Source organism: Streptomyces sp. NBC_01426 (genome assembly GCF_036231985.1).
Classification (GTDB): Bacteria; Actinomycetota; Actinomycetes; order Streptomycetales; family Streptomycetaceae; genus Streptomyces.
On record NZ_CP109500.1, the window covers coordinates 2365457 to 2386689 of the forward strand.

General features: G+C 72.0%; 23 protein-coding genes. 13 read left to right on the forward strand and 10 right to left on the reverse strand.

Going from position 1 to position 21233, the window contains the following annotated elements; all coding sequences use genetic code 11:
* Nucleotides 1-156: 156 nt before the first annotated feature.
* Together OG906_RS10175 and OG906_RS10180 are read left to right on the forward strand one after the other, a co-directional pair.
* A complete protein-coding gene (locus tag OG906_RS10175) occupies nt 157-1437 on the forward strand; it encodes a glycoside hydrolase 5 family protein (RefSeq protein WP_329441938.1) in 1281 nt (426 codons plus the stop codon).
* Between the two features lie 72 nt (nt 1438-1509).
* Nucleotides 1510-3681, forward strand: a complete 2172-nt coding sequence (locus tag OG906_RS10180) for an endo-beta-N-acetylglucosaminidase (protein WP_329441939.1) — start codon at nt 1510-1512, stop codon at nt 3679-3681.
* Between the two features lie 44 nt (nt 3682-3725).
* Here OG906_RS10180 and OG906_RS10185 read toward each other — a convergent pair whose 3' ends face one another.
* On the reverse strand, nt 3726-5138 hold the full coding sequence (locus OG906_RS10185; RefSeq protein ID WP_267800231.1) for a sensor histidine kinase: 1413 nt from the start codon (nt 5136-5138) through the stop codon (nt 3726-3728).
* A 12-nt stretch (nt 5139-5150) separates the two neighbouring features.
* The gene (locus tag OG906_RS10190) at nt 5151-5855 is read right to left on the reverse strand and encodes a response regulator transcription factor (protein ID WP_267800230.1); all 705 of its coding nucleotides are present in this window, start codon (nt 5853-5855) and stop codon (nt 5151-5153) included.
* A 317-nt stretch (nt 5856-6172) separates the two neighbouring features.
* On the opposite strand from OG906_RS10190, the gene OG906_RS10195 reads away from it, so the two are divergent.
* From OG906_RS10195 to OG906_RS10230, 8 genes are all read left to right on the forward strand, one after another.
* Nucleotides 6173-6958 carry an amino acid ABC transporter ATP-binding protein gene (locus tag OG906_RS10195; RefSeq protein ID WP_329441943.1) on the forward strand — a complete coding sequence of 262 codons (786 nt, stop codon included), beginning with the start codon at nt 6173-6175 and terminating at the stop codon, nt 6956-6958.
* A 109-nt stretch (nt 6959-7067) separates the two neighbouring features.
* Nucleotides 7068-7922 carry a glutamate ABC transporter substrate-binding protein gene (locus OG906_RS10200; RefSeq protein WP_267800229.1) on the forward strand — a complete coding sequence of 285 codons (855 nt, stop codon included), beginning with the start codon at nt 7068-7070 and terminating at the stop codon, nt 7920-7922.
* A gap of 83 nt (nt 7923-8005) precedes the next feature.
* A complete protein-coding gene (locus tag OG906_RS10205) occupies nt 8006-8680 on the forward strand; it encodes an amino acid ABC transporter permease (protein WP_329441946.1) in 675 nt (224 codons plus the stop codon).
* Complete coding sequence (locus OG906_RS10210; protein WP_329441948.1) at nt 8677-9561, forward strand: amino acid ABC transporter permease; 885 nt, start codon at nt 8677-8679, stop codon at nt 9559-9561. The genes OG906_RS10205 and OG906_RS10210 overlap by 4 nt, the downstream gene beginning before the upstream one ends.
* Nucleotides 9562-9730: 169 nt before the next feature.
* Nucleotides 9731-11317, forward strand: a complete 1587-nt coding sequence (locus OG906_RS10215) for an FAD-dependent monooxygenase (RefSeq protein WP_329441950.1) — start codon at nt 9731-9733, stop codon at nt 11315-11317.
* A gap of 72 nt (nt 11318-11389) precedes the next feature.
* Complete coding sequence (locus OG906_RS43605) at nt 11390-11437, forward strand: hypothetical protein (RefSeq protein ID WP_311314449.1); 48 nt, start codon at nt 11390-11392, stop codon at nt 11435-11437.
* A gap of 76 nt (nt 11438-11513) precedes the next feature.
* Nucleotides 11514-12032 (forward strand): cysteine dioxygenase, encoded by a 519-nt coding sequence (locus OG906_RS10225; RefSeq protein WP_329441952.1) that lies wholly within the window; start codon nt 11514-11516, stop codon nt 12030-12032.
* Nucleotides 12029-12421 (forward strand): rhodanese-like domain-containing protein, encoded by a 393-nt coding sequence (locus OG906_RS10230; RefSeq protein WP_329441954.1) that lies wholly within the window; start codon nt 12029-12031, stop codon nt 12419-12421. The genes OG906_RS10225 and OG906_RS10230 overlap by 4 nt, the downstream gene beginning before the upstream one ends.
* Nucleotides 12422-12556: 135 nt before the next feature.
* Here OG906_RS10230 and recX read toward each other — a convergent pair whose 3' ends face one another.
* Together recX and recA are read right to left on the reverse strand one after the other, a co-directional pair.
* The gene (gene recX, locus OG906_RS10235) at nt 12557-13144 is read right to left on the reverse strand and encodes a recombination regulator RecX (RefSeq protein WP_385636144.1); all 588 of its coding nucleotides are present in this window, start codon (nt 13142-13144) and stop codon (nt 12557-12559) included.
* Nucleotides 13145-13147: 3 nt separating this feature from the next.
* A complete protein-coding gene (gene recA / locus OG906_RS10240) occupies nt 13148-14260 on the reverse strand; it encodes a recombinase RecA (RefSeq protein WP_329441957.1) in 1113 nt (370 codons plus the stop codon).
* 374 nt (nt 14261-14634) lie between these two features.
* Between recA and OG906_RS10245 the strand changes: the two genes are divergently transcribed.
* On the forward strand, nt 14635-15144 hold the full coding sequence (locus tag OG906_RS10245) for a DUF2199 domain-containing protein (protein ID WP_267800222.1): 510 nt from the start codon (nt 14635-14637) through the stop codon (nt 15142-15144).
* A 110-nt stretch (nt 15145-15254) separates the two neighbouring features.
* Here the strand turns inward: OG906_RS10245 and OG906_RS10250 are convergent, their stop codons facing one another.
* Nucleotides 15255-16094, reverse strand: coding sequence for a S1 family peptidase (locus OG906_RS10250; RefSeq protein ID WP_329441960.1), 840 nt, complete (start codon nt 16092-16094; stop codon nt 15255-15257).
* A 282-nt stretch (nt 16095-16376) separates the two neighbouring features.
* A complete protein-coding gene (locus OG906_RS10255; RefSeq protein WP_385636139.1) occupies nt 16377-16829 on the reverse strand; it encodes a DUF3052 domain-containing protein in 453 nt (150 codons plus the stop codon).
* A 185-nt stretch (nt 16830-17014) separates the two neighbouring features.
* On the opposite strand from OG906_RS10255, the gene OG906_RS10260 reads away from it, so the two are divergent.
* Nucleotides 17015-17779 carry a Clp protease N-terminal domain-containing protein gene (locus tag OG906_RS10260; protein ID WP_329441963.1) on the forward strand — a complete coding sequence of 255 codons (765 nt, stop codon included), beginning with the start codon at nt 17015-17017 and terminating at the stop codon, nt 17777-17779.
* Here OG906_RS10260 and OG906_RS10265 read toward each other — a convergent pair.
* Nucleotides 17730-18821 carry an AI-2E family transporter gene (locus tag OG906_RS10265; RefSeq protein WP_329447985.1) on the reverse strand — a complete coding sequence of 364 codons (1092 nt, stop codon included), beginning with the start codon at nt 18819-18821 and terminating at the stop codon, nt 17730-17732. The genes OG906_RS10260 and OG906_RS10265 overlap by 50 nt on opposite strands.
* Nucleotides 18822-18995: 174 nt before the next feature.
* Entirely contained in the window at nt 18996-19190 is a 195-nt protein-coding gene (locus OG906_RS10270) for a DUF3046 domain-containing protein (RefSeq protein WP_053682254.1), read from the reverse strand.
* Nucleotides 19191-19271: 81 nt separating this feature from the next.
* Between OG906_RS10270 and OG906_RS10275 the strand changes: the two genes are divergently transcribed.
* Entirely contained in the window at nt 19272-20255 is a 984-nt protein-coding gene (locus OG906_RS10275) for a hypothetical protein (protein WP_267800218.1), read from the forward strand.
* Here OG906_RS10275 and OG906_RS10280 read toward each other — a convergent pair.
* Nucleotides 20224-20532 (reverse strand): AzlD domain-containing protein, encoded by a 309-nt coding sequence (locus OG906_RS10280; RefSeq protein WP_329441968.1) that lies wholly within the window; start codon nt 20530-20532, stop codon nt 20224-20226. The two genes, OG906_RS10275 and OG906_RS10280, sit on opposite strands and share 32 nt — an antisense overlap.
* On the reverse strand, nt 20529-21230 hold the full coding sequence (locus OG906_RS10285; RefSeq protein WP_267828399.1) for an AzlC family ABC transporter permease: 702 nt from the start codon (nt 21228-21230) through the stop codon (nt 20529-20531). The genes OG906_RS10280 and OG906_RS10285 overlap by 4 nt, the downstream gene beginning before the upstream one ends.
* Nucleotides 21231-21233: the final 3 nt, after the last annotated feature.

The following is a 21233-nucleotide window of genomic DNA, read 5'->3' on the forward strand; positions in this document are numbered from 1 at the left end:
TTGAACTGAAGCGCATAAGTCGCCAACTGCCCTCCGCACGAGGCATATTCAGGCTCATCGGGTCAAGATCACCCGTGTCGACCCTGTTGACTTTCCCTCGGAACGGGCGGCAGGTTGTGGGCGTCCGGTGAATTCCCCTGAACTCCAGGATCATTCATGCACGACGGCACCGCCCCTCCTCTCCCCCGCCGGCTGCGGTTCGGCGCCAACTACACGCCGACGCGCGGGTGGTTCCACCACTGGCTCGACTTCGACCTCGACGAGGTCCGCGCCGACCTCGACTCGATCGCCGCGCTCGGGCTGGACCACGTACGGGTCTTCCCGCTGTGGCCGTTGTTCCAGCCGAACCGCACGCTGATCCGTCCGCGCGCCGTCGAACAGCTCGTCGCGCTCACCGACGCGGCCGCCGAACGCGGGCTCGACGTCAACGTGGACGGATTGCAGGGGCATCTGTCGAGCTTCGACTTCCTGCCCGCCTGGACCGGGACCTGGCACCGGCGCAACATCTTCAGCGACTCCCGTGTGGTGGAGGCGCAGGAGGAGTACCTGCGCACGCTGGCCGCCGCCCTCGCCGACCGGCCGAACTTCCTCGGGATGACCATCGGCAACGAGATCAACCAGTTCTCCGACTCCCCGCACCCCGACCCTGATCGGATCACCCAGGAGCAGGCGCGGTGGTGGCTGGAGCGGATGCTGGCCGCGTGCGAGAAGGGGGCCCCGGGGCGGTTTCACCTGCACGCCGAGTACGACGCGGCCTGGTACCTGGACGGGCACCCCTTCACCGCGGACCAGGCGGCCCGGCTGGGCGCGGCCACCGCCGTGCACTCGTGGGTGTTCAACGGGACCGCCCAGCGCCACGGGCGCACCGGGACGGCCACCGAGCACCACGCCGCCTACCTGGTCGAGCTGTCCAAGGCCTGGGCCCTCGACCCGCACCGCCCGGTGTGGCTCCAGGAGGTCGGGGCGCCCGCGCCGCTGGTCCAGCCGGAGCACGCGGCGGAGTTCACCGAGGCGACCGTGGCCAACGTGCTGGACTGCCCGGACGTGTGGGGCGTGACCTGGTGGTGTTCGCACGACGTGTCCCGGGACCTCGCGGACTTCCCCGAGCTGGAGTACGGCCTGGGGTTGTTGACCAATGACCGCCGGCTCAAGCCCCAGGGGGCGGCCATCGCCCGGATCGCCGAGTGGTGGCGGGGCCGGGAGCACCGCCCGCCCGTCCGGTCGACCGCGCTCGTCGTGGACGTCGGCGGGGCGCGCACCGCGCCCGAGCGGTCGGTGTGCGCCCCGGGCGGGACCTTCTTCGAGGCGTGGGCCGCGCTGACGGCCCAGGGGGTGCGCCCCGCGGTGGTCCTGGCGGAACACGCCGATGACCGGGCGCACTTGTCCGCGCGCGGCATCACCGAGGTGCTGCACGTGTCCGAGGTGACCGAGGTCTGAGCGAGGTGTGAGCGAGGTCCGACCGAGCGTCCCTTCCACGGGGCCGCCGTCCCTTCCGCAGAGGAGCCCCGCATGTACGAGCCCGAGCCCGATCGCGGTGTCGACCCGCGCACTCCCCCGCCCCCTCGCCGTTCCCCCGCCCGGCCGACCCGGCGGGTGGTGCTCGCCGCCGGGGCCGGGGCCGCCGCCGCGGCGGCGTGGCCCGCGCGGGCGACGGCCGCCGGGGAGGGGACGGTCGGCGGGGAGGAGACGGTCGGCGGGCCGACGCCCCCGGCGGACCTCGCCCCGTACGCCTCGTACTGGTTCCCGGACTCGCTCCCGGAGGGGAGCCCCGGCCCCGGGATCACCTGGCGGTCGCTGCGCGAGTGGAGTCGGGCCTCGGATCCCGACCTGGCCCACAACACCTCGACGGTGCCCCTCGCGCGCCGGTTCACGCCCGTGCCGCCGCATCCCGGCGCCCGGGTCGGGCAGGCCCGGATCTCCTCGCTGGTGTCCTTCGGGCCGACCGCGGGGAACCCGTCGCAGGGTTCCGCGACCGCCGACCACTACGCGCTCACGCACTGGGCGTACATCGACGAGCTGGTCTTCTGGGGCGGCTCGTCCGGGGAGGGGATCGTGCTGGCCCCGAACGCCCCCGTGGTCGACGCGGCCCACCGCAACGGGGTCCGGGTGCTGGGCAACGTGTTCCTGCCGCCCGTCGCGTACGGCGGTGACCTGCGATGGACCCGTGACCTGGTGCGGCGGGACGCCTCGGGCCGGTTCCCGATCGCGGAGCAACTCGTCCGGGTGGCGCGGACGTACGGGTTCGACGGCTGGTTCGTCAACGCCGAGACGGACGGCGGCGACAGCGCGCTCGCGAGCCGGACGCGGGGTTTCCTGCGCGCCCTGCGGGCGGCGGGCGAACGGCACGGGCTGCGTGTCACCTGGTACGACGCAATGAACACCACCGGCCGGGTCGGGTGGCAGGGGGCGCTGAACGCGCTGAACCGGGACTTCTTCGAGGACCGCTTCGGGACGGTCGCGGACACCATGTTCGTGGACTTCCGCTGGACGGCCCGGACCCTGGCGGAATCCGGCGCGCTCGCCGAACGACTGGGCCGCAGCCGCCACGAGCTGTGGGCCGCGGTGGACACCGAGTCCCACGGCTGGAACGCGGAGGTCGACTGGGACGCGATCGTCCCGCGCGAGCGGGACCACGTCGTCGGCATCGGGCTCTACCGGCCCGAGTGGACCCGCAACCACCTCACCGACCGGTCCCCGGGCACCTTCCACCGGGCCGACGACCGGTTCTGGACGGGCGAGTCCCTGGACCCGGCCCGCCCGGCGCCCGAGAGCGGCTGGCGCGCACCCGCCACGGTCGTCGCCGACCGCTCCACCGTCGCCGCCCTCCCCTTCGGCTGCGCGTTCAACACGGGCCACGGGGAGCGCTGGTACGAGGCCGGCGAGGTCACCTCGCCGGCGCCCTGGAACCAGCTCGGCCTCCAGGACGTGCTGCCCGGGCGGCGCTGGGTGGTCGACACCGACGGCCCGCGCCCCTCGGTCACCCTGGACTTCGACGAGGCGTGGCGCGGCGGCTCCAGCCTCCTGGTCGAGGGCGCCCTCACCGCGCCCGCCGCCGTCGGCCTGCACGCCACCCGGCTGCCCCTGACCCGTACGACGGTCCTGGACCTGGTCCACGCCCGCGCCCCGGGCGGCGTCCCGGTCGCCGTGGAGGTCGGCGTCGCCCTGCGCGAGCCCGCGGCCGCGGGCGAGCCGGTCCCGTACACCTGGTTCGGGGTGGACGACCCCGGCTCCGGTACGGGCTGGCGCACCGGCCGGGTCGCTCTCGGGACGCGCGCCGGGAGAACCGCGTACGCGCTGGCCGTACGGATCACGGCTCGCGGGACGGGACCGGTGCGCTGGCGGCTCGGCGCCCTGTCGGTGCACGACACCGCGGCGCGGCGGAGGCCGGCCGCCCCGGACGCGCTGAGGGTGGAGGCTTCGGCCCAGCGGGACGGTGTGGCTTCGGTCCGCCTGTCGTGGCGCCGCGCGCCCGGGGCGATCCGCCACCACGAGGTCTACCGCCTGCTGCCGGACGGGGCCCGCCGCTTCCTCGGCGGCACCTGCGGCGCCGCCCTCCACCTGCCGGCCGTCGCCCGCGCCGGACGGGAACGCGCGGCGGCCTTCGAGGTACGGGCCGTGGACGAGCTGTACACGCTGTCCGAGCCGGCCCGCACCGCCTTGACCTGGAACGATCCCGACTGAACCGCCGGGAGGGTCCCCTGGTCCGCGTGGGGGTCGGTGTACGGCTAGTCCGCGTGGGGGTCGGTGTGCGGCACGGCCACCGTCACCCGCAGTCCGTGCGGCGGGTTCGTCTCGTACGCGAGGGACCCGCCGCCCGAGGCGAGGAGGGCGCGGGAGATGGACAGGCCCAGGCCGGATCCCTTGACGTTCTGGTGGCGTCCGCTGCGCCAGAAGCGGTCGCCGACGCGCAGCAGTTCCTCGGGGGTGAGTCCGGGGCCCCGGTCGGCGACGGTGACGAGCGCGGAGCGCCCCTGGGTGGAGACCTCGACCTCGACGCGTTCTCCGCGGGGGGTGAACTTGAGGGCGTTGTCGATGACGGCGTCGAGGGCGCTGGACAGGGCGATGGGGTCGGCCCAGCCGGTGACGGCCTCCGGGCCGGGCTCGGTGAGTTCCACGCCCTTCTCCTCGGCGAAGGGGCGCCAGGCGGTGACCCGCTCGGCGGCCAGCCCGCCGATGTCGATCAGGCAGATCTCGGCGGCGGCGTGCTCGGCCAGGGCCAGGTCGAGGAGGTCGTCGAGGACCTGGGTCAGGCGTTTGCCCTCGGTGCGCACGGAAGCGATCTCCTCGTTTCCCTCGGGCAGTTCGAGGGCGAGGAGTTCGATCCGCAGGAGCAGCGCGGCGAGCGGGTTGCGCAGTTGGTGGGAGGCGTCCGCGACGAACGCCCGCTGCTGCTCCAGCACCTCTTCGACGTTGTCCGCCATCTCGTTGAACGAGTGGGCCAGGCGTCGCAGTTCCGGCGGTCCGCTGTCGGCCGCGACCCGGGAGTTCATCTTGCCGGTGGAGATGCCGTGGGCGGCCGCGTCCAGGGTCTGGACGGGCTTGAGCACCCAGCTGGTGAGCCGCAGCGCGGCTCCGAACGCGACCAGCATGGCGGCGGCGAGGCCGCCCGCGATGAGGAGCCAGCCCTCCAGGATCCGGCCCCGCATCAGGTCGGTGGGCGATTCGGTGGCGACGACGGCGACGACGTCGCCGTCGAGGACGACCGGGGAGACGACGAGGAGCTTGCCGTGGGTCTGCCAGGGCCACACCTGGCCCGGGTCGTGGCTGCGTCGACCGGCGAGGGCCTCTTCGAAGGCGCGGCGCCCTTCGCCGGACTCGGGGAGCTGCCACCAGCCGGGGGCGCGGGCCATGGCGTTGTCGTCGCGGTAGAAGATGCCGACGCGGATGCCGTACAGCTCCTGGTAGCGGGCGAGTTCCAGTTGGAGGGTGTCGCGGCGTTCGTCGGCGCCGGTGGAGCCGGAGCCCTCGGCGTCGATGACGAACTGGGCGAGGGCGGCGAAGCGGGCGCTGTCGTCGATCCGGTCGACCACGACCCGCTGCTGTTGTCCGGCGGCGAGGCTGACGGCGAGCGGGAAGCCGAGCGCGAGCAGGACGCCCGCCATCAGGACGACGAGGAGCGGAAGCAGTCGGGCGCGCACGACGGGGCCCCGCTAGGGGGCGGCCGGGGTGACGAGCCGGTAGCCCACCCCGCGGACGGTCTCGATGAGGGCGGGCATGCTCAGCTTGGAGCGCAGCGAGGCGACGTGGACCTCCAGGGTCCGGCCGGTGCCCTCCCAGCTGGTGCGCCACACCTCGCTGATGATCTGTTCGCGACGGAAGACGACGCCGGGCCGCTGCGCGAGCAGGGCCAGCAGGTCGAATTCCTTGCGGGTGAGCGGTACGTCGGCGCCGTCGACGGTGACCCGGCGGGTGGGCAGCTCGATGCTGACCGGGCCGAGTCGGACGATGGCGGGGGCTCCGGTGCCGGTGGCGGCGGCCTCCTCGGAGGCCCCGGTGCGCCGGGCGACGGCGTGGATCCGGGCGAGGAGCTCGCCGGTGTCGTAGGGCTTGACCACGTAGTCGTCGGCGCCCATGTTCAGGCCGTGGATGCGGGAGCGCACGTCACCGCGGGCGGTCACCATGATCACGGGGGTGGCGGTGCGCTTGCGGATCTTGCCGCACACCTCGTAGCCGTCCTGGTCGGGCAGGCCCAGGTCGAGCAGGACCACTCCGAAGGGCGGGGCGTCGGCCGGCAGGAGTGCCTGAAGCGCCTCCTCGCCGTTGCGGGCGTGGGTCACCCGGAAGCCGTGGCGGGCGAGGATCGCGGACAGCGCGGCGGCGACGTGGTCGTCGTCCTCGACGAGCAGCAGTCTCACTGCGTCACCCTTCCCTCGTCCGTCCCGTCCGGTCGGCGGGTGGCGCCGTTGTGGCGGTCTTCTTGCGGCGTCATGTCGGTTTCATGGCCACCATGCATCCACGCTGATGCAGAGTCCCACGTCAAGGGACTTCCGCGCCCGCGAGTCTTCCGTTATGCACCCGGTACGAGTACAGGGGTGCCGTCACGGGCGTCGCGCACGGAGCGTATCCGGGCGAGGCCGGATCGTTATGCTCAATTCTCCCTCAGATGTGATGACGGTGTGCGTACCTCGTCACTACTGTCCTCCCAACCGACGGAGGACGGAGCAAGAAGCCGATGAGCGGAGTATCAGTGACCAAGGACGTGCAGGACGCGGCCGCTGCCGCGGACAGCCTGGTCGTACTGAGCAACGTCAACAAGCACTTCGGCGCGCTGCACGTGCTTCAGGACATCGATCTGAGCATTGCCCGCGGTGAGGTCGTCGTGGTGATCGGTCCCTCGGGATCGGGCAAGTCCACGCTGTGCCGGACGATCAACAGGCTGGAGACCATCGACTCGGGAACCATCACGGTCGACGGCAAGGAACTGCCCTCCGAGGGCAAGGAATTGGCGCGACTGCGAGCCGATGTCGGCATGGTCTTCCAGTCGTTCAACCTGTTCGCGCACAAGACGGTCCTGCAGAACGTCATGTTGGGCCAGCTGAAGGTCCGCAAGACGAACGCGGCGGAGGCGACGGAGAAGGCGAAGGCGCTGCTCGACCGCGTCGGCGTCGGTTCCCAGGCGGACAAGTACCCGGCGCAGCTCTCCGGTGGCCAGCAGCAGCGCGTGGCGATCGCCCGCGCGCTGGCGATGGACCCGAAGGTGATGCTGTTCGACGAGCCGACGTCGGCTCTCGACCCGGAGATGATCAACGAGGTGCTGGAGGTCATGCAGCAGCTCGCCCGGGAGGGGATGACCATGGTGGTCGTCACGCACGAGATGGGCTTCGCCCGCTCCGCTGCCAACCGGGTCGTCTTCATGGCCGACGGGAAGATCGTCGAAGAGGCGGCGCCCGAGCAGTTCTTCAGCAACCCCCGCAGCGACCGCGCGAAGGACTTCCTGTCGAAGATCCTGCATCACTGACGCTCGCGTCTGGTAGTGATCCGGTGTCAGAACCCTGACACGACCGGGCCCGCCGACGCGGCACGTCTCGCTCGGCGTTCAACCACGTCTCATCCGAGGGAAGTTCACCATGAAGCTTTACAAGGCCGGTGCGGCCGTCGCCGCGGCCGTGGCTCTCGCCCTGACCGCGACCGCCTGTGGCGGCAGCGGCGACAAGGCGACCGGCGACGCCGGTTCGAGCGGTGGCGGCAAGAAGGACAAGGTCGTCATCGGCATCAAGTTCGACCAGCCCGGTGTCGGCCTGAAGACCCCGGACGGCAAGTACACCGGTTTCGACGTCGACGTGGCGACCTACGTGGCCAAGGAACTCGGCTACCAGCCCGACCAGATCGAGTTCAAGCAGGCCATCAGCGCCGAGCGCGAGAACCTGATCTCCAACGGTGACGTGAAGTTCGTCGTCGCGAGCTACTCGATCAACGAGAAGCGCAAGGCGAAGGTCGACTTCGCCGGCCCGTACCTCCTCGCGCACCAGGACCTGCTGGTCCGCGCCGACGACACGTCGATCACCAAGCCCGAGGACCTGAACAAGAAGAAGCTCTGCTCGGTCACCGGCTCCACCTCGGCGCAGAACGTCAAGGAGAAGCTGGCCCCGGAGGCCGACCTCAAGCAGAACGCCGGCTACTCCGAGTGCCTGACCGCCCTGGAGAGCAAGGCCGTCGACGCCCTGACCACGGACAACTCGATCCTGGCCGGCTACGCCGCCCAGGAGAAGAACAAGGGCAAGTTCAAGCTGGTCGGGCTGAGCCTGAGCAACGAGAACTACGGCATCGGTCTGAAGAAGGGCGACAAGGAGCTCCAGACCAAGATCAACGCCGCGCTCAAGAAGATGGTCTCGGACGGCGCCTGGGAGGCGGCCGTGAAGAAGAACTTCGGCCCCGCCGGCTACAAGAACGAGCCTGCCCCGCAGATCACCGAAGGCAGCTGATTCCTCGGTGAGGAGCGTCGCCGCCCGCCTGCCGCGGGCGGCGGCGCCCCTCACCGGCCATCCTGGGGAGAGCGCAGGGCAACGTGTTCGACTTTCTTGATTCCGGGCAGTACGACGTGCTCGGAGCCTTCTGGGTGACGGTTCAGCTCACCCTCTACTCGGCGATCGGGTCCCTCATATGGGGCACCGCCCTGGCGGGGATGCGGGTCAGCCCGGTCCCGCTGATGCGCGGTTTCGGCACCACGTACGTCAACGTGGTGCGCAACACCCCGCTGACCTTGGTGATCATCGGCTGCTCGCTGGGCCTCAGCGAGACCCTCGGCATCACCCTGGGCGGCACCACGTTCAAGGACACCGGTTTCCGACTGGCGGTCCTCGGACTGACGGCCTACACCGGCACCTTCGTCTGTGAGGCGCTGCGCTCGGGCATCAACACGGTTCCCGTGGGCCAGGCCGAGGCGGCGCGCGCGCTGGGCCTGAGCTTCTTCCAGGTGCTCCGGCTGATCGTGCTCCCCCAGGCCTTCCGGGCGGTCATCGCGCCGCTCACCAACGTACTGATCGCACTCACCAAGAACACCACGGTGGCTGCGGCCATCGGCGTGGCCGAAGCGGCCCTGCTGATGAAGGAAATGATCGAGAACGAGGCCGACGCGCTCTTCGCCGTCTTCGGGGTCTTCGCCCTGGGCTTCGTCCTGCTGACCCTGCCCACCGGCCTGCTGCTGGGCTGGGTGGCCAAGCGAGCGGCGGTGAAGCGATGACGTCCGTGCTGTATGACGCACCGGGTCCGAAGGCGAAGGCCCGGAACTGGATCTACTCCGGCGTCTTCGTCGTGCTCCTCGGCCTCGCCTTGTGGTGGGCGCTCGGCCTCATGGCCGACAAGAACCAGCTCGACGCCGAGAAGTGGAGCCCCTTCGTCACCGACAGCCAGGTCTGGACGACGTTCCTGATCCCCGGCCTGCTGGAGACCCTCAAGGCCGGCGTGATCGCCATGGTGATCGCCCTGCCGCTGGGCGCGCTGCTGGGCATCGGCCGGCTGTCCGACCATGCCTGGGTCCGGACCCCCGTCGGCGCGTTCGTCGAGTTCTTCCGCGCCATCCCGGTGCTCATGCTGATGCTGTTCGGCTACGCGCTGTACGTCCAGTACACCGGCGTGTCCTCCGACGTCCGCCCGCTGTACGCGGTGGTCACGGGCCTGGTGCTGTACAACGCCTCGGTCATCGCCGAGATCGTCCGGGCGGGCGTGCTGTCCCTCCCGAACGGGCAGACCGACGCCGCCAAGGCGATCGGCATGCGCAAGGGCCAGACCATGGTCCACGTGCTGATCCCGCAGGCCGTCACCGCGATGCTGCCGGCCCTGGTCAGCCAGCTGGTCGTGATCCTCAAGGACACCGCGCTCGGCGGCACGGTGCTCGGCCTCGGCGAGCTGATGTCGATGTCCCGGCAGATCTCGGCGAACTACAGCAACACGATCGCGACCTTCGTGGTGATCGCGCTGATCTACGTCGCGGTCAACTTCGCCCTCACCAGCTTCGCGTCCTGGATGGAGAGCAGGCAGCGCAAGTCCAAGCGGAGCACCGGCGCCGTCGCGCCGGCGCGGGTCGACGACGTGGCCACCGGCGCGAACAGTGGTGGCGCCTGACCGACGGGTCGACTGACACCAAGTCAGTCCTGGTGCGTAGCCTGTGTGGTGCGGCGGAGACCTTCCGCCGCACCACACCGCGTTGCGCCGACGAGCGTCACTTGACGCAGGCACTTCCAGTCGGTTGCATACGTTGTGTGATCACATACCGGACATCGGGAGCCGCGTCATGGACCCGGTGATCGTCGTCGGTGCGGGCCCCGTCGGGCTCGCGCTGTCCCTCGCGCTGGCCGGCGCGGGCGTACCCACCGTCGTACTCGACGAGGGCCCGGGCAAGGACGACCCCCGCCCGGCCCGCTCCGTCGTCCTGCACGCCGACACCGCCGCGATGGCACACCGCCTCGGCTGTACGACGCTGCGCGACGAGGGCGCCTACTTCGCCGCGTGGCGCACCATGCGACGCGGCCGGGACTCGGGCCGGATCACCTTCGAGGACCACCCGACCCCGCTGCACCTGCCCCAGCACGCCCTGACGCGCGGACTGCGCGACGCCGCCGGCGCGCACCCGCTGGTCCGGCTGGTGACCGACTGCCGCCTGGACGCACTGGAACAGGACGAGCGCGGCATCACGGCGCACACCCGGGGCGGCGAGACGACCTGGTGGCGCGGCAGCCATCTCGTGGGCTGCGACGGGGCCCGTTCCACCGTCCGCAAGCTGCTCGGGATCCGCTTCCCCGGCCGGACCGCCGTGGAACGTCACGCGGTGGCCGCGCTGCGTACCGAACTCCCCTGGCCCGGCGAGGCGTTGCTGCACCGCGGCGCGGACCACGAGGTCACCGCCCGCCCGCTGCCCGACGGGGTCTGGCGGCTGGACTGGCTGCTCCCCTCGCGCGGCGAACTCGTCACCCCGGACGCCCTGGTGACCCTCATCCGGGACACCCTCGCGGCCTGGTGCGGGGGCACGACTCCCCCGTACGACCTGATCGACACCGGGGTGCACACCCTGCACCACCGGCTCGCCCGGCGCTGGCGCGACGGCCGTGCCTACCTCGCCGGGGACGCGGCGCACCTGCTGGGCGCGCTCGGCACCCAGGGCGTCGAGGAGGGGCTGCGGGACGCCGAGAACCTGGCCTGGAGGCTGGCGGTGGCCTGGCACCAGGGGGCCTCCGAGGCGCTGCTCGACGGGTACGAGGACGAACGGCGCAGGGCGGTCGCCGCCCGGCTGCGGGCCGCCGACCAGGCCATGCCGGCGCTGCGCGGCGGGGGCGGCCTGCGCACCTACCTCCCCGGTGCGGCCCGTTCCGCCGAGGGCCTGCTCACCGACGGCCACCTCGGCCGGGGGCCCTTGGGCGCGGAGCCCGCGTACGCCCCCCCGGTGGCGGTACGGGAGGTCCCGACGGCCACGGAACCGGGCGGCCCGGTGGCCGACGTCCCGGTCACCGCCCCCGACGGCACCACCGTGCCGTTGCGCGACCTGCTCGGGCGGGGCCGGCTGCTGGTGCTCCTCGTCGCCCCGGGCACCGGGGTGTGGGACCGCCGGCACTGGCTCGGCGCCGGTCTGATGCCCCGGCTCGCGGCCGCGGTGGGCGCGCTCCCGACCCGCGCGGACCTGCTGGTCGCGGACAGCTATCCGGGGGCTCCGGCACACACCGTGCTGCTGGTACGGCCCGACGGACACCTGGCGGCGACCTTCGCGGGGGTCCGGCCGGCGGAACTGTACGAGGCGGCGGACGCCGTCCGCGGCGGGGCGCCCGAACCGGCGCGCGCGCCCTCGATCACCCCGGCCGTGACCACACCCACCTCCGTGATCGATTGACCGGTCTCCCGTCCACGTGCTTCACTCGCGGACATGACCGGCAACGACGTACGCCTGTGGCGGAGGGTTCACATGGACCTGCTCCGCTACGCGGGCTGCGTGTGTCGCCCTTCCTGTTGATTCGCCCTTTCCCCCGCGCGCCCCGTGCCCTTCCGGGCCCGCGCGCATCTTCGCGAACCTCCAGGACGGTCATTCCATGTCTTCCCCCACCCTGATCTCGGCCGGTCCGACGACCGCCGAGCTTCTCGACTTCGCGCTGCGCACCGCGGCGGACCCCGAGATCGTGGGCTCCCTCCCGCTCGACCCCGAAGGCCGTACGTGGGTACGGCTGGACGGGCCCGGCGGCAGCGAGGCCTGGCTGATCGGTTGGCCTCCGGGCACCGGCACCGGCTGGCACGACCACGCCGAGTCGCGGGGCGCGTTCGCCACCGCGCGCGGCCGGCTCACCGAGCACTCCCTGGCCGTCCGCCTTCCCTCCGAGGGCTGGAAGTCCCTCGAACTGGCGCCGGACGTGGACCGCAGGCGCGATCTGACGGAGGGCGCGGGTCGCGGCTTCGGCCTGCACCACGTGCACGAGGTGCTCAACGAGTCCCCGGCCGAGCACGCCGTCTCCGTCCACGCGTACTACCCGCCGCTCCCGTTGATCCGCCGCTACAGCCGCAGCGGGCAGATCCTGCGGCTGGAGCACGTCGAGCGTCCGGCGGACTGGCAGTGAGCGCCGCACCGGAAGGCATCGACGCCCTCGTCGACCGCCTCAGGACCACCTACGCCCGGGTCTCGCCGGAACGGGCGTACGCCGCCTCCCGCAAGGGCTCGCTCCTCGTGGACATCCGGTACCAGGCGCTGCGCGAGCGTGACGGGCTGATCCCGGGCTCGCTGGTCGTCGAGCGCAACGAACTGGAGTGGCGCCTCGACCCCCAGGGGTCGCACCGGCTCCCCGAGGCGACGGGACATGACATCGAGGTCGTCGTCATCTGCAACGAGGGCTACGCCTCCACCCTGGCCGCGGTCTCCCTCCACGCCCTGGGGCTCCACCGGGCGACGGACCTGACGGGCGGCTTCCAGGCCTGGAAGTCGGCCGGCCTCCCCACCACTGCCGTCTGACGCACCCTCGCACGCGCCGGCCCGGTCGCTCCGGCCCGGTCGCCGCACCGGCCCGCCGGTGTAGGCCGCCGGCCCGCTCCCGGCGGCCGCGCCGGCCCGCCGCCCGTCCCCCCGAGGGCCGGGCCGGGGGCCGGTTCAGCCGCCGGGGTACTCCGGGGCGTCGACGTCGTCGACGTCCTCCGTCTCCAACGCGCGGCGGACCACCCGCAGGGCCATGCCCTCCGGGTACCCCTTGCGGGCCAGCATTCCGGCGAGGCGCCGGATCCGCTTGTCCCGCTCCAGGCCCCGGGTCGAGCGGAGCTTGCGCTCGACGAGCTCCCGGGCCGTCTCCTCCTCCTGCTCGGAGTCCAGCTGTTCCAGCGCCTCCTGCACGAGGGTGGTGTGCACTCCCTTGGTCCGCAGCTCCTGCGCGAGCGCCCGTCGCGCCAGACCCCGGCCGCGGTGGCGGGACTCCACCCAGGCCCCGGCGAAGGCGGCGTCGTCGATCAGGCCCACCTCCTCGTACCGGGAGAGGACCTCCTGTGACACCTCCTCGGGGATGCCCCGCTTCTCCAGGGCGTCCGCGAGCTGCCGCCGGGTTCGCGGCATCCCGGTGAGCAGGCGCAGACAGATCGCCCGCGCCTGCTCCTCGGGACTCTGGGGCGGCAGCGCACCGCGGGCTTCGCGACCGCCCTCCCGGCGGCCCTCCCGACCGGCTCCGCCGCCCCTTTCCTGCTCCCTCACGGGTCAGCTCTTGGCTACGGCGGCCTTGGCCGTCGTCTTCGCCTTCGATGCCGGAGCGGGCACGGCCGCGGCATCGGCGGGGGCGTCCGCGCCGGCCTCGGCGGGGGCCTCGGCGACCTTGCGCACGCCCACGCCCAGCTTCTCCTTGATCTTCCGCTCGATCTCGTCGGCGAGGGCCGGGTTGTCCTTCAGGAAGTTGCGGGCGTTCTCCTTGCCCTGGCCGAGCTGGTCGCCCTCGTACGTGTACCAGGCGCCGGCCTTGCGCACGAAGCCGTGCTCCACGCCCATGTCGATCAGGCCGCCCTCGCGGCTGATGCCCTGGCCGTAGAGGATGTCGAACTCGGCCTGCTTGAACGGCGGCGCGACCTTGTTCTTGACGACCTTGACGCGGGTGCGGTTGCCGACCGCGTCCGTGCCGTCCTTCAGGGTCTCGATACGGCGGATGTCGAGACGCACCGAGGCGTAGAACTTCAGCGCGCGACCACCGGTGGTGGTCTCCGGCGAGCCGAACATCACGCCGATCTTCTCGCGGAGCTGGTTGATGAAGATCGCGGTGGTCTTGGACTGGTTGAGGGCACCGGTGATCTTCCGGAGCGCCTGGCTCATCAGTCGGGCCTGGAGACCCACGTGGGAGTCACCCATCTCGCCCTCGATCTCCGCGCGCGGCACGAGCGCCGCGACGGAGTCGATGACGATGAGGTCGAGGGCACCGGAGCGGACCAGCATGTCCACGATCTCCAGCGCCTGCTCGCCGGTGTCCGGCTGGGACAGGATGAGGTTGTCGGTGTCGACGCCGAGGGCCTTGGCGTACTCGGGGTCCAGCGCGTGCTCGGCGTCCACGAAGGCGACGGTGCCGCCGGCCTTCTGGGCGTTGGCCACGGCGTGCAGGGTCAGGGTGGTCTTACCGGAGGACTCCGGTCCGTACACCTCGATCACACGGCCGCGGGGGAGCCCGCCGACGCCCAGGGCGATGTCCAGCGCGGTCGATCCGGTGGGGATGACCTCGATGGGGTCGTTCGGCTTGTCGCCGAGGCGCATGACCGCACCCTTGCCGAATTGCCGTTCAATCTGTGCGAGAGCGGCGTCAAGAGCCTTCTCGCGGTCGGTGCCTGCCATGGGTTCCACCCGATTTGCTTGAGTCGATCGCTTCACGCCATTGACGCTAACGCCTGCCACTGACAATGCGCTCCCACGCACTGCTCAGCTGTGGATAACTCATGAGAATGGATGTTCGATTTCCCTGTCAAGCGCACCACGCCCACCCCGTCCCCCTCCCCTCCGACCTGCCGTGACGGCCGGCGCGGACGCGAGGAGGGCGCGCCGACCGCCCCTCGGATGGGTCGGCGAACAAGGATTCGGAAGGATCCACTCCGCCGCGCCCGGTACGCACGGCGGGCCGGCGGGCCGGCGGACGAGCCCGAAGCGGCCGGCATCGGGCGGGCGAGCGGCCCGGGGGCCTCCCGGCCGGGTCGGGTCATTAGGCTCGCGGCATGGCCAACGATCTCGGATTCACGTGTTCACGCTGCGGCGAGCACCACGCGGAGCTCCCCCTGAGCTACTCGACACCGGCGCCCGAGGCCTGGAATCCCGCCTTCGAGGCCGATCCGGACAGCACGCTGTCGTCCGAGCAGTGCGTCATCCAGGGGCGGCACTTCTTCATCAGGGGGCTGATCGAGATACCCGTGGTCGACAGCGGCGCCGTCTTCTCGTGGGGCGTCTGGATCTCGCTCAGCCAGGAGAACTTCGGCCGCGCCCTCGACCTGTGGCACACGGAGGGCCGCGAGGCCGAGAAGCCGTACTTCGGTTGGCTCAGCACGGAACTCGCGCTCTACTCCCCCGGCACCGTCAACCTGAGGACGACCTGCCACACGCGCCCGGTGGGGCAGCGCCCCTTCATCGAGCTGGAGCCCACCGCGCACCCCCTCGCGGTCGAGCAGCGCACCGGGATCACCCTCGACCGGGTCCGCGAGATCGCCGCGGCCGTACTGCATCCGGCCTGACCGGCCCGGCGGCGAGGCGGCGGCGCCCGGGCGGCGGCGTAAACGTACGACCGCCCGCCCCCGCGCGCACCGGCGGACGGCGGACGCGGCGGCGGGCGGTCGCGGGAGGGCTACGGCTTGGGCAGCGCGCAGCCCGGGCGGTTCAGGTCGATCACGTTGCCTGCGCCTATGCAGGGGACGATCGTGTACGTCTCCTGGGCGTAGTTGATGCCCTGGCGGACCGTCACGTTGCCGTTCTGGTCCACCTCACAGGGGTTGTTGTCGGTGCACCGGCTGCCGTCCTCGTTGCCGGTGTTGTTGACGGCGACGACCTTGCCCGTCGTCGTGTCGATCACCGGCGAGCCCGAGGTGCCGCCGATGGTGTTACAGGCCGAGGTGTAGCGGACCGAGTCCTTCCAGGTCCACTCGCCCTCCTTGAGGCGGTAGGCGAACCCGTCGACGTTGCAGGTGTAGGTGCGCTTCCAGTACCCCGACACCACCTTGATCGCCGACCCCTGTACCGGGCGGACGTCGTTGAGGGTGAGCGCGCCGATGCCGTACTGGCTCTGTATCTGCGCGTACGTCTTGGTGAGCTGGTAGAGCGAGACGTCCGTGTCGGTCATCGTGGCGTACGCGATCTTGCTCGCCCTGAGGGTCGCCACCTTGGAGCCCGAGGCGTTGAGCAGCGAGAAGGAGCGGCTGGACGCCTGGTCCTTGACGACCTCGCCGGCCGCCGGGAAGCCGGTCTCCAGGCAGTGCCCGTTGGAGAGGACCAGGGCGGGGTCGTTCGGTTGGGAGGCGGGGGCGCGGACGACGGAGCCGGAACAGTTGCTGAGCGCGACCGTTCCCGCGAAGGTGACCGCGGCGGCCGGGGCCGCCTTCTCCTCCAGGGGTACGGAGGCCACGGCCGGGGCCGCCGCCGCTCCGATCAGGAGCACGGAGAGCAGGGCGCCGGCGAGAGGCTTGTTCACGTGGGGGGTTCCCCTCTCGAATCGAGGGCTGGGTTCGCCCGTGACAATGCGACCGAAGATCCTTCGGTTGTCATGCGCATTGTTAAGAGGTCACGGCGAACCCACAAGAGGGCGTGGCGAGTCGACGAAAGGCGTTATCACCGAAGGCGTGGCCGGATCCGAACCCCACATCCCCCCGCCCGATCCCCCGCGCCGACGCGACGCGACCGGACGCGAAAGACCGGTCGATCCACTCCTCGGGCGGATCGACCGGTCACCGGGCGGACGTCGCCGCCGCCCGCCCTACCTCCGGGACTTGGGGGTGGTGAGCCTGGCGCCGGCCCAGCGCTTGGTCACACTGACCGGCCGGGCCTGCGAGAGACCGGCCGTCGTCACGGCCTCGGCGATGTCACTGGGCTCGACGTGTCCGTCCAGTCCGACCTTCGGGGTGAGGAGCCAGATCACGCCACCGTCCTCCAGCAGCGCGATGCAGTCGACGAGCCCGTCGGTGAGGTCGCCGTCCTCCTCCCGGAACCACAGGAGGACGACGTCCACGACGTCGCCGTAGTCCTCGCCGACCAGTTCCTGACCGATGACCCGCGCGATGCCCGCGCGCAGTTCCTCGTCGACGTCGTCGCCCAGGCCGATCTCCTGGACGACCTGGCCGGGCTCGAATCCGAGCCGGGCCTCGGGGCCGCCCGTCCGCTCGTCTTCCGATGTCGTCACTGCGGTCTCCTCCACTCCGGGCGCGCCCATCGCGCACGTGCGTAACGTAGCCGATCCGATACGGAACGTGGCGCGCGGAGCGTGGCAGTCGGCCCTGCGGACGCGCCGAACCTCCCCCGATCCGGCCGCGTCGCCCCCGGAGCCGGAGCGGTCGACGAGCACGGGTGACAACCCAGGGTTGACAGTCGCTCGACTGTCAACCTACGGTTGCCTACATGACGAACCCTCCCGTGGAACCCGTTCGCATGACCAATCCGGTACGCCTCGACGACCTCATCGAGGCCATCAAGAAGGTCCACTCCGACACCCTGGAGCAGCTCAGCGGCGCCGTCGTCGCCGCCGAGGCGCTCGGGGACGTCGCCGATCACCTCATCGGCCACTTCGTCGACCAGGCCCGCCGCTCCGGCGCCTCCTGGACCGACATCGGCCGCAGCATGGGCGTCACCCGCCAGGCCGCGCAGAAGCGCTTCGTCCCCAAGAGCGACAAGGGCGACGGCGCCGACGGCGACCTCGACTCCGCGCAGGGCTTCGCCCGCTTCACCCCCCGCGCCCGCAACGTCGTGATGACCGCCCAGAACGAGGCCCGCGCCGCCGGCAACACCGAGATCCGCACCGAGCACCTGGTCCTCGGTCTGCTCGCCGACCCCGAGTCGCTCGCCGGTCAGGCGCTGCGGGCCCAGCACGTCGCGGCGGACGACGTCCGCGCCGCCGCCGGCGCCGCGCTGCCGGCGGCCGTCGCGGAGGTACCCGACCTGGTCCCCTTCGACGTCGGCGCCAAGAAGGCCCTGGAGCTCACCTTCCGCGAGGCCCTGCGGCTGGGCCACAACTTCGTCGGCACCGAGCACCTCCTGCTCGCCCTGCTGGAGTTGGAGAACGGCGAGGGCGTGCTGAGCGGCCTGGGCGTGGACAAGGCCGCCGTCGAGGCGACCGTCACCGAAGCCCTGGCAGCCGTACTCGCCGACGCGGACGGGAAGAGGTAGAGGCGTCCGCGCCCTCCGTCAGCTCGTACCGCTTCACGTACGCGCCGAGGAAGGCCTGGAGCGTGGCGACGGCCGGGATCGCGATGAGCGCCCCGACCGCGCCGAGCAGGGCGGTGCCCGCGATGACCGAGCCGAAGGCGACCGCCGGGTGGATGTCCACGGTCCGCGACGTCAGCTTGGGCTGGAGCACGTAGTTCTCGAACTGCTGGTAGACCACCACGAACCCGAGGACGTACAGCGCGTACCAGGGGTCGATCGTGAAGGCGATCAGCATCGGCAGCGCGCCCGCCAGGTAGGTGCCGATGGTGGGGATGAACTGGGACACCAGCCCCACCCACACCGCGAGGGCGGGCGCGTAGGGCACACCGAGGACCGCGAACAGGATGTAGTGCGCGATCCCGGAGATCAGCGCCATCAGCCCGCGCGAGTAGAGGTACCCGCCCGTCTTGGCGACGGCGATCTCCCAGGCGCGCAGCACCTCCGACTGCTTGCCGGGCGGCAGCACGGAGCACAGCGCGCGCCGCAGTCGCGGGCCGTCCGCGGCGAAGTAGAAGGAGAACAGCCCGATCGTCAGCAGCCGGAAGAGTCCGCCGAGGACGGTCGCGGACACGTCGAGCACGCCGGTCGCGCTGTTCTGCACGTACTTCTGCAGCCAGTCCGAGTGCAGCAGGCTGTCCTGGATCGACAGCCGGGACAGTTCGGTGTGGAAGGTGTCGTTGATCGATCCGATCACCGAGTCCAGGTACCTCGGGAAGCCCTCCACCATGTCCACGATCTGCCCGGCGAGCATCGAGCCGAGCAGCGCGACGAACCCCGCGGTCGCCACGAGGACGCCCAGGTAGACCAGGAAGGTGGCGAACCCGCGGCGCATGCCGCGGGCCGCCATCCGCGCCACCGCGGGCTCTATCGCGAGGGCGAGGAAGAAGGCGATCAGGATGTTGACGAGCAGCCCGATGAGCTGGTGGAAGGCCCAGCTGCCGAGTTGGAAGCAGGCGACCAGGGCCAGTACGAGGATCACCGCGCGCGGCAGCCACCGCGGCATCCGCGCCTCGGCCGGGGGGCCCGCGGGCGACGGCACCCGGTCCGGGCCGCCGTCACGCGGCCGCTCTCCGGGATCGGCGGGGGCCGGCGCGGGCTGTTCGGTCGTCTCTTCTGTCGCTGCCACGCCGCCCAGTGTGTCCCACCTGCGGCGCTTGTGAGGAAACGGGCGTCCGGCTCAGCGCAGCGAGGCCGGCACGTCCATCGCGGCGCACACCGCGCGCCACACGTCCTTGGCCTCCCAGCCGGCGTCGAGGGCCTGGTGGACGGTGCGTCCGCCGAGTTCCGTCATGACGTGGTCCCGCGCGAAGGAGTCCGCGTAGCCCGCGCCGAAGTGCTCGGCCATCCGTTCCCAGAAAATCGTCAACCGCATGCCACCAGTATCGCGCCCCGGAGAGTGCACCCACCGCGTTCGGGCCCCGCCGCCGCATCCGTGCGCCCTACGGTTTCACGCATGCCTGGAGACGAAGCGTCCTCGCCGGCCCCGGCGGCCTCACTGGGCCCGACCGCCCCGCTGGCCCGTGCGGAGCAGTTCATCTGGCTCACCGCCCGGGTCCTGGAGCAGCGCCGGTTCGCGTTCCACTTCCTCGGCGGGGACGCCGACGCGGTGGACGCCGCCCTCGGCGCGTACCTGGGCGCGGACGGAGGCTACGGTCACGCGCTGGACCCGGACCTGCGCGGCCCGCTGAGCCAGCCCCTGCACACCGCGCACGCCCTGCGCGTCCTCGACGCCCTGGGCCGCTGCACGGGCCGGCGCATCGAGCGGCTCTGCCGCCACCTGACCCTGGTCTCCACCCCGGAGGGCGCTCTCCCCCTGGTCTTCCCGGCGCCGCGCGACTACCCGGCGGCCCCCTACCACCCGGTGCGCGACGATCCCCCGAGCGAGCTGCTGACCACGGGGCCGATCGTCGGGCTGCTCCACCGCAACCGGGTCTGGCACGCGTGGCTGTTCCGGGCCACGGACTTCTGCTGGGACCGGGTCGAGACCCTGCGCCACTCGCATCCGTACGAGATCCAGAGCGCGGTCGCCTTCCTGGACGGGGCGCCCGACCGGGGGCGCGCGGCGGCGGCCGCGGACCGGTTGGGGCGGCTGGTGCGGGAGCGGGGGCTCGTCGTGCTGGATCCGGAGCGTCGCGAGGAGCAGCCTCCGGCCTCGGGCTACGCGCCGGGCGAGCGGCTGTTCCCGTACGACTTCGCGCGGCGTCCGGAGTCGCTGGCGCGGGGTTGGTTCACCGACGCGGAGATGGAGCGCGCCCTGGACTTCCTCGCGGCCGAGCAGCAGCAGGACGGCGGCTGGCCGGTGCGTCGCCGGGCCTGGGCGCCGGGCAGTTCGCTGGAGCGGCGGCCGATCGCCACGGTGGAGGCGCTGCTGACGCTGCGGGCGTACGGTCGCCCGCTCGCCCCCGTCACCCGGTCAGGGCCCGCAGTCCCGCGGTGACGACGACCGCGGCCCCGACCACCACCAGGAACGGGGCGCGCAGCAGCAGGGCGATCCCGGCGGCGGCCAGTCCGGCGGCCCGGGCGTCGAGCACCAGTTCCTGCCCGGTGCTGAAGGTCTGCTGGGCGGTGAGCGCGGCGAGCAGGGCGACGGGCAGCAGCGCGGCGAGTTGGCGTACCGAGGGCCGTTCCAGGGCCTCGGCGGGGACGAGGAGTCCGGCGAGCTTGACGGCGTAGCAGCCGACGACGGTCACCGCGATGGCGATCCAGACGTTCACGAGCGGCGTCCCTTCATCCACAGCACGATCGGCGCGGCCAGCGCCGCGACCAGCACGGGCACCCCGGAGGGCAGCACGGGCAGCAGGCCCAGCCCGAGCACCAGGGCGAGGGCGGCCACGGCCCGCTCGGTGGAGGTCTTCAGCATCGGTGCGAGCAGGGCGAGGAACACGGCGGGCCCGGCGGCGTCCAGCCCCCACACGCGGGTGTCCCCGATGGCCTCGGCGCCGAGGGCGCCCAGCAGCGTGGTCAGGTTCCACAGGGCGTAGAGGGTCAGCCCGGTCACGGTGAAGCCGAGCCGAGCCGACTTCCGGTCGGGCTGAGCCAGGGCCACGGCGGTGGTCTCGTCGATCACCCAGTGCGCGGCGAAGGGCCGTACCGCCTTGGGGAGGGCCAGCAACTGGGACAGCCGCAGCCCGTAGAAGGCGTTGCGGGTGCCGAGGAAGAAGGCCCCGGCGGCGGCGGTGAACGGGTTCCCGCCCGCGGCCAGTGCCCCGACCAGCGCGAACTGCGAGGCCCCGGTGAACACCAGCAGGCTCAGCACACAGGCCTGGAGCACGCTGACGCCCGCCCCGGCCGCGGTCACGCCGAACGCGAACCCGGACAGCCCGACGGCCACGCCGACACCGAGCGCGTCCCGGATCACGGCGGCCCGCGGCTTGTCGGCGACCCCTTCGTCGGGGGCCTCTCGTATCACCATCTG

Bases quoted from the DNA above. Each gene is read 5' to 3' on its own strand.
- OG906_RS10225 (WP_329441952.1), top strand. From the start codon at position 11,514: ATGTCTTCCCCCACCCTGATCTCGGCCGGTCCGACGACCGCCGAGCTT.
- OG906_RS10180 (WP_329441939.1), top strand. From the start codon at position 1,510: ATGTACGAGCCCGAGCCCGATCGCGGTGTCGACCCGCGCACTCCCCCG.
- OG906_RS10245 (WP_267800222.1), top strand. From the start codon at position 14,635: ATGGCCAACGATCTCGGATTCACGTGTTCACGCTGCGGCGAGCACCAC.
- recA (WP_329441957.1), bottom strand. From the start codon at position 14,260: ATGGCAGGCACCGACCGCGAGAAGGCTCTTGACGCCGCTCTCGCACAG.
- OG906_RS10255 (WP_385636139.1), bottom strand. From the start codon at position 16,829: ATGGGCGCGCCCGGAGTGGAGGAGACCGCAGTGACGACATCGGAAGAC.
- OG906_RS10215 (WP_329441950.1), top strand. From the start codon at position 9,731: ATGGACCCGGTGATCGTCGTCGGTGCGGGCCCCGTCGGGCTCGCGCTG.
- OG906_RS10260 (WP_329441963.1), top strand. From the start codon at position 17,015: ATGACGAACCCTCCCGTGGAACCCGTTCGCATGACCAATCCGGTACGC.
- OG906_RS10285 (WP_267828399.1), bottom strand. From the start codon at position 21,230: ATGGTGATACGAGAGGCCCCCGACGAAGGGGTCGCCGACAAGCCGCGG.
- OG906_RS10275 (WP_267800218.1), top strand. From the start codon at position 19,272: ATGCCTGGAGACGAAGCGTCCTCGCCGGCCCCGGCGGCCTCACTGGGC.
- OG906_RS10210 (WP_329441948.1), top strand. From the start codon at position 8,677: ATGACGTCCGTGCTGTATGACGCACCGGGTCCGAAGGCGAAGGCCCGG.
- OG906_RS10175 (WP_329441938.1), top strand. From the start codon at position 157: ATGCACGACGGCACCGCCCCTCCTCTCCCCCGCCGGCTGCGGTTCGGC.
- OG906_RS10265 (WP_329447985.1), bottom strand. From the start codon at position 18,821: ATGCCGCGGTGGCTGCCGCGCGCGGTGATCCTCGTACTGGCCCTGGTC.
- OG906_RS10200 (WP_267800229.1), top strand. From the start codon at position 7,068: ATGAAGCTTTACAAGGCCGGTGCGGCCGTCGCCGCGGCCGTGGCTCTC.
- OG906_RS10195 (WP_329441943.1), top strand. From the start codon at position 6,173: ATGAGCGGAGTATCAGTGACCAAGGACGTGCAGGACGCGGCCGCTGCC.
- OG906_RS10270 (WP_053682254.1), bottom strand. From the start codon at position 19,190: ATGCGGTTGACGATTTTCTGGGAACGGATGGCCGAGCACTTCGGCGCG.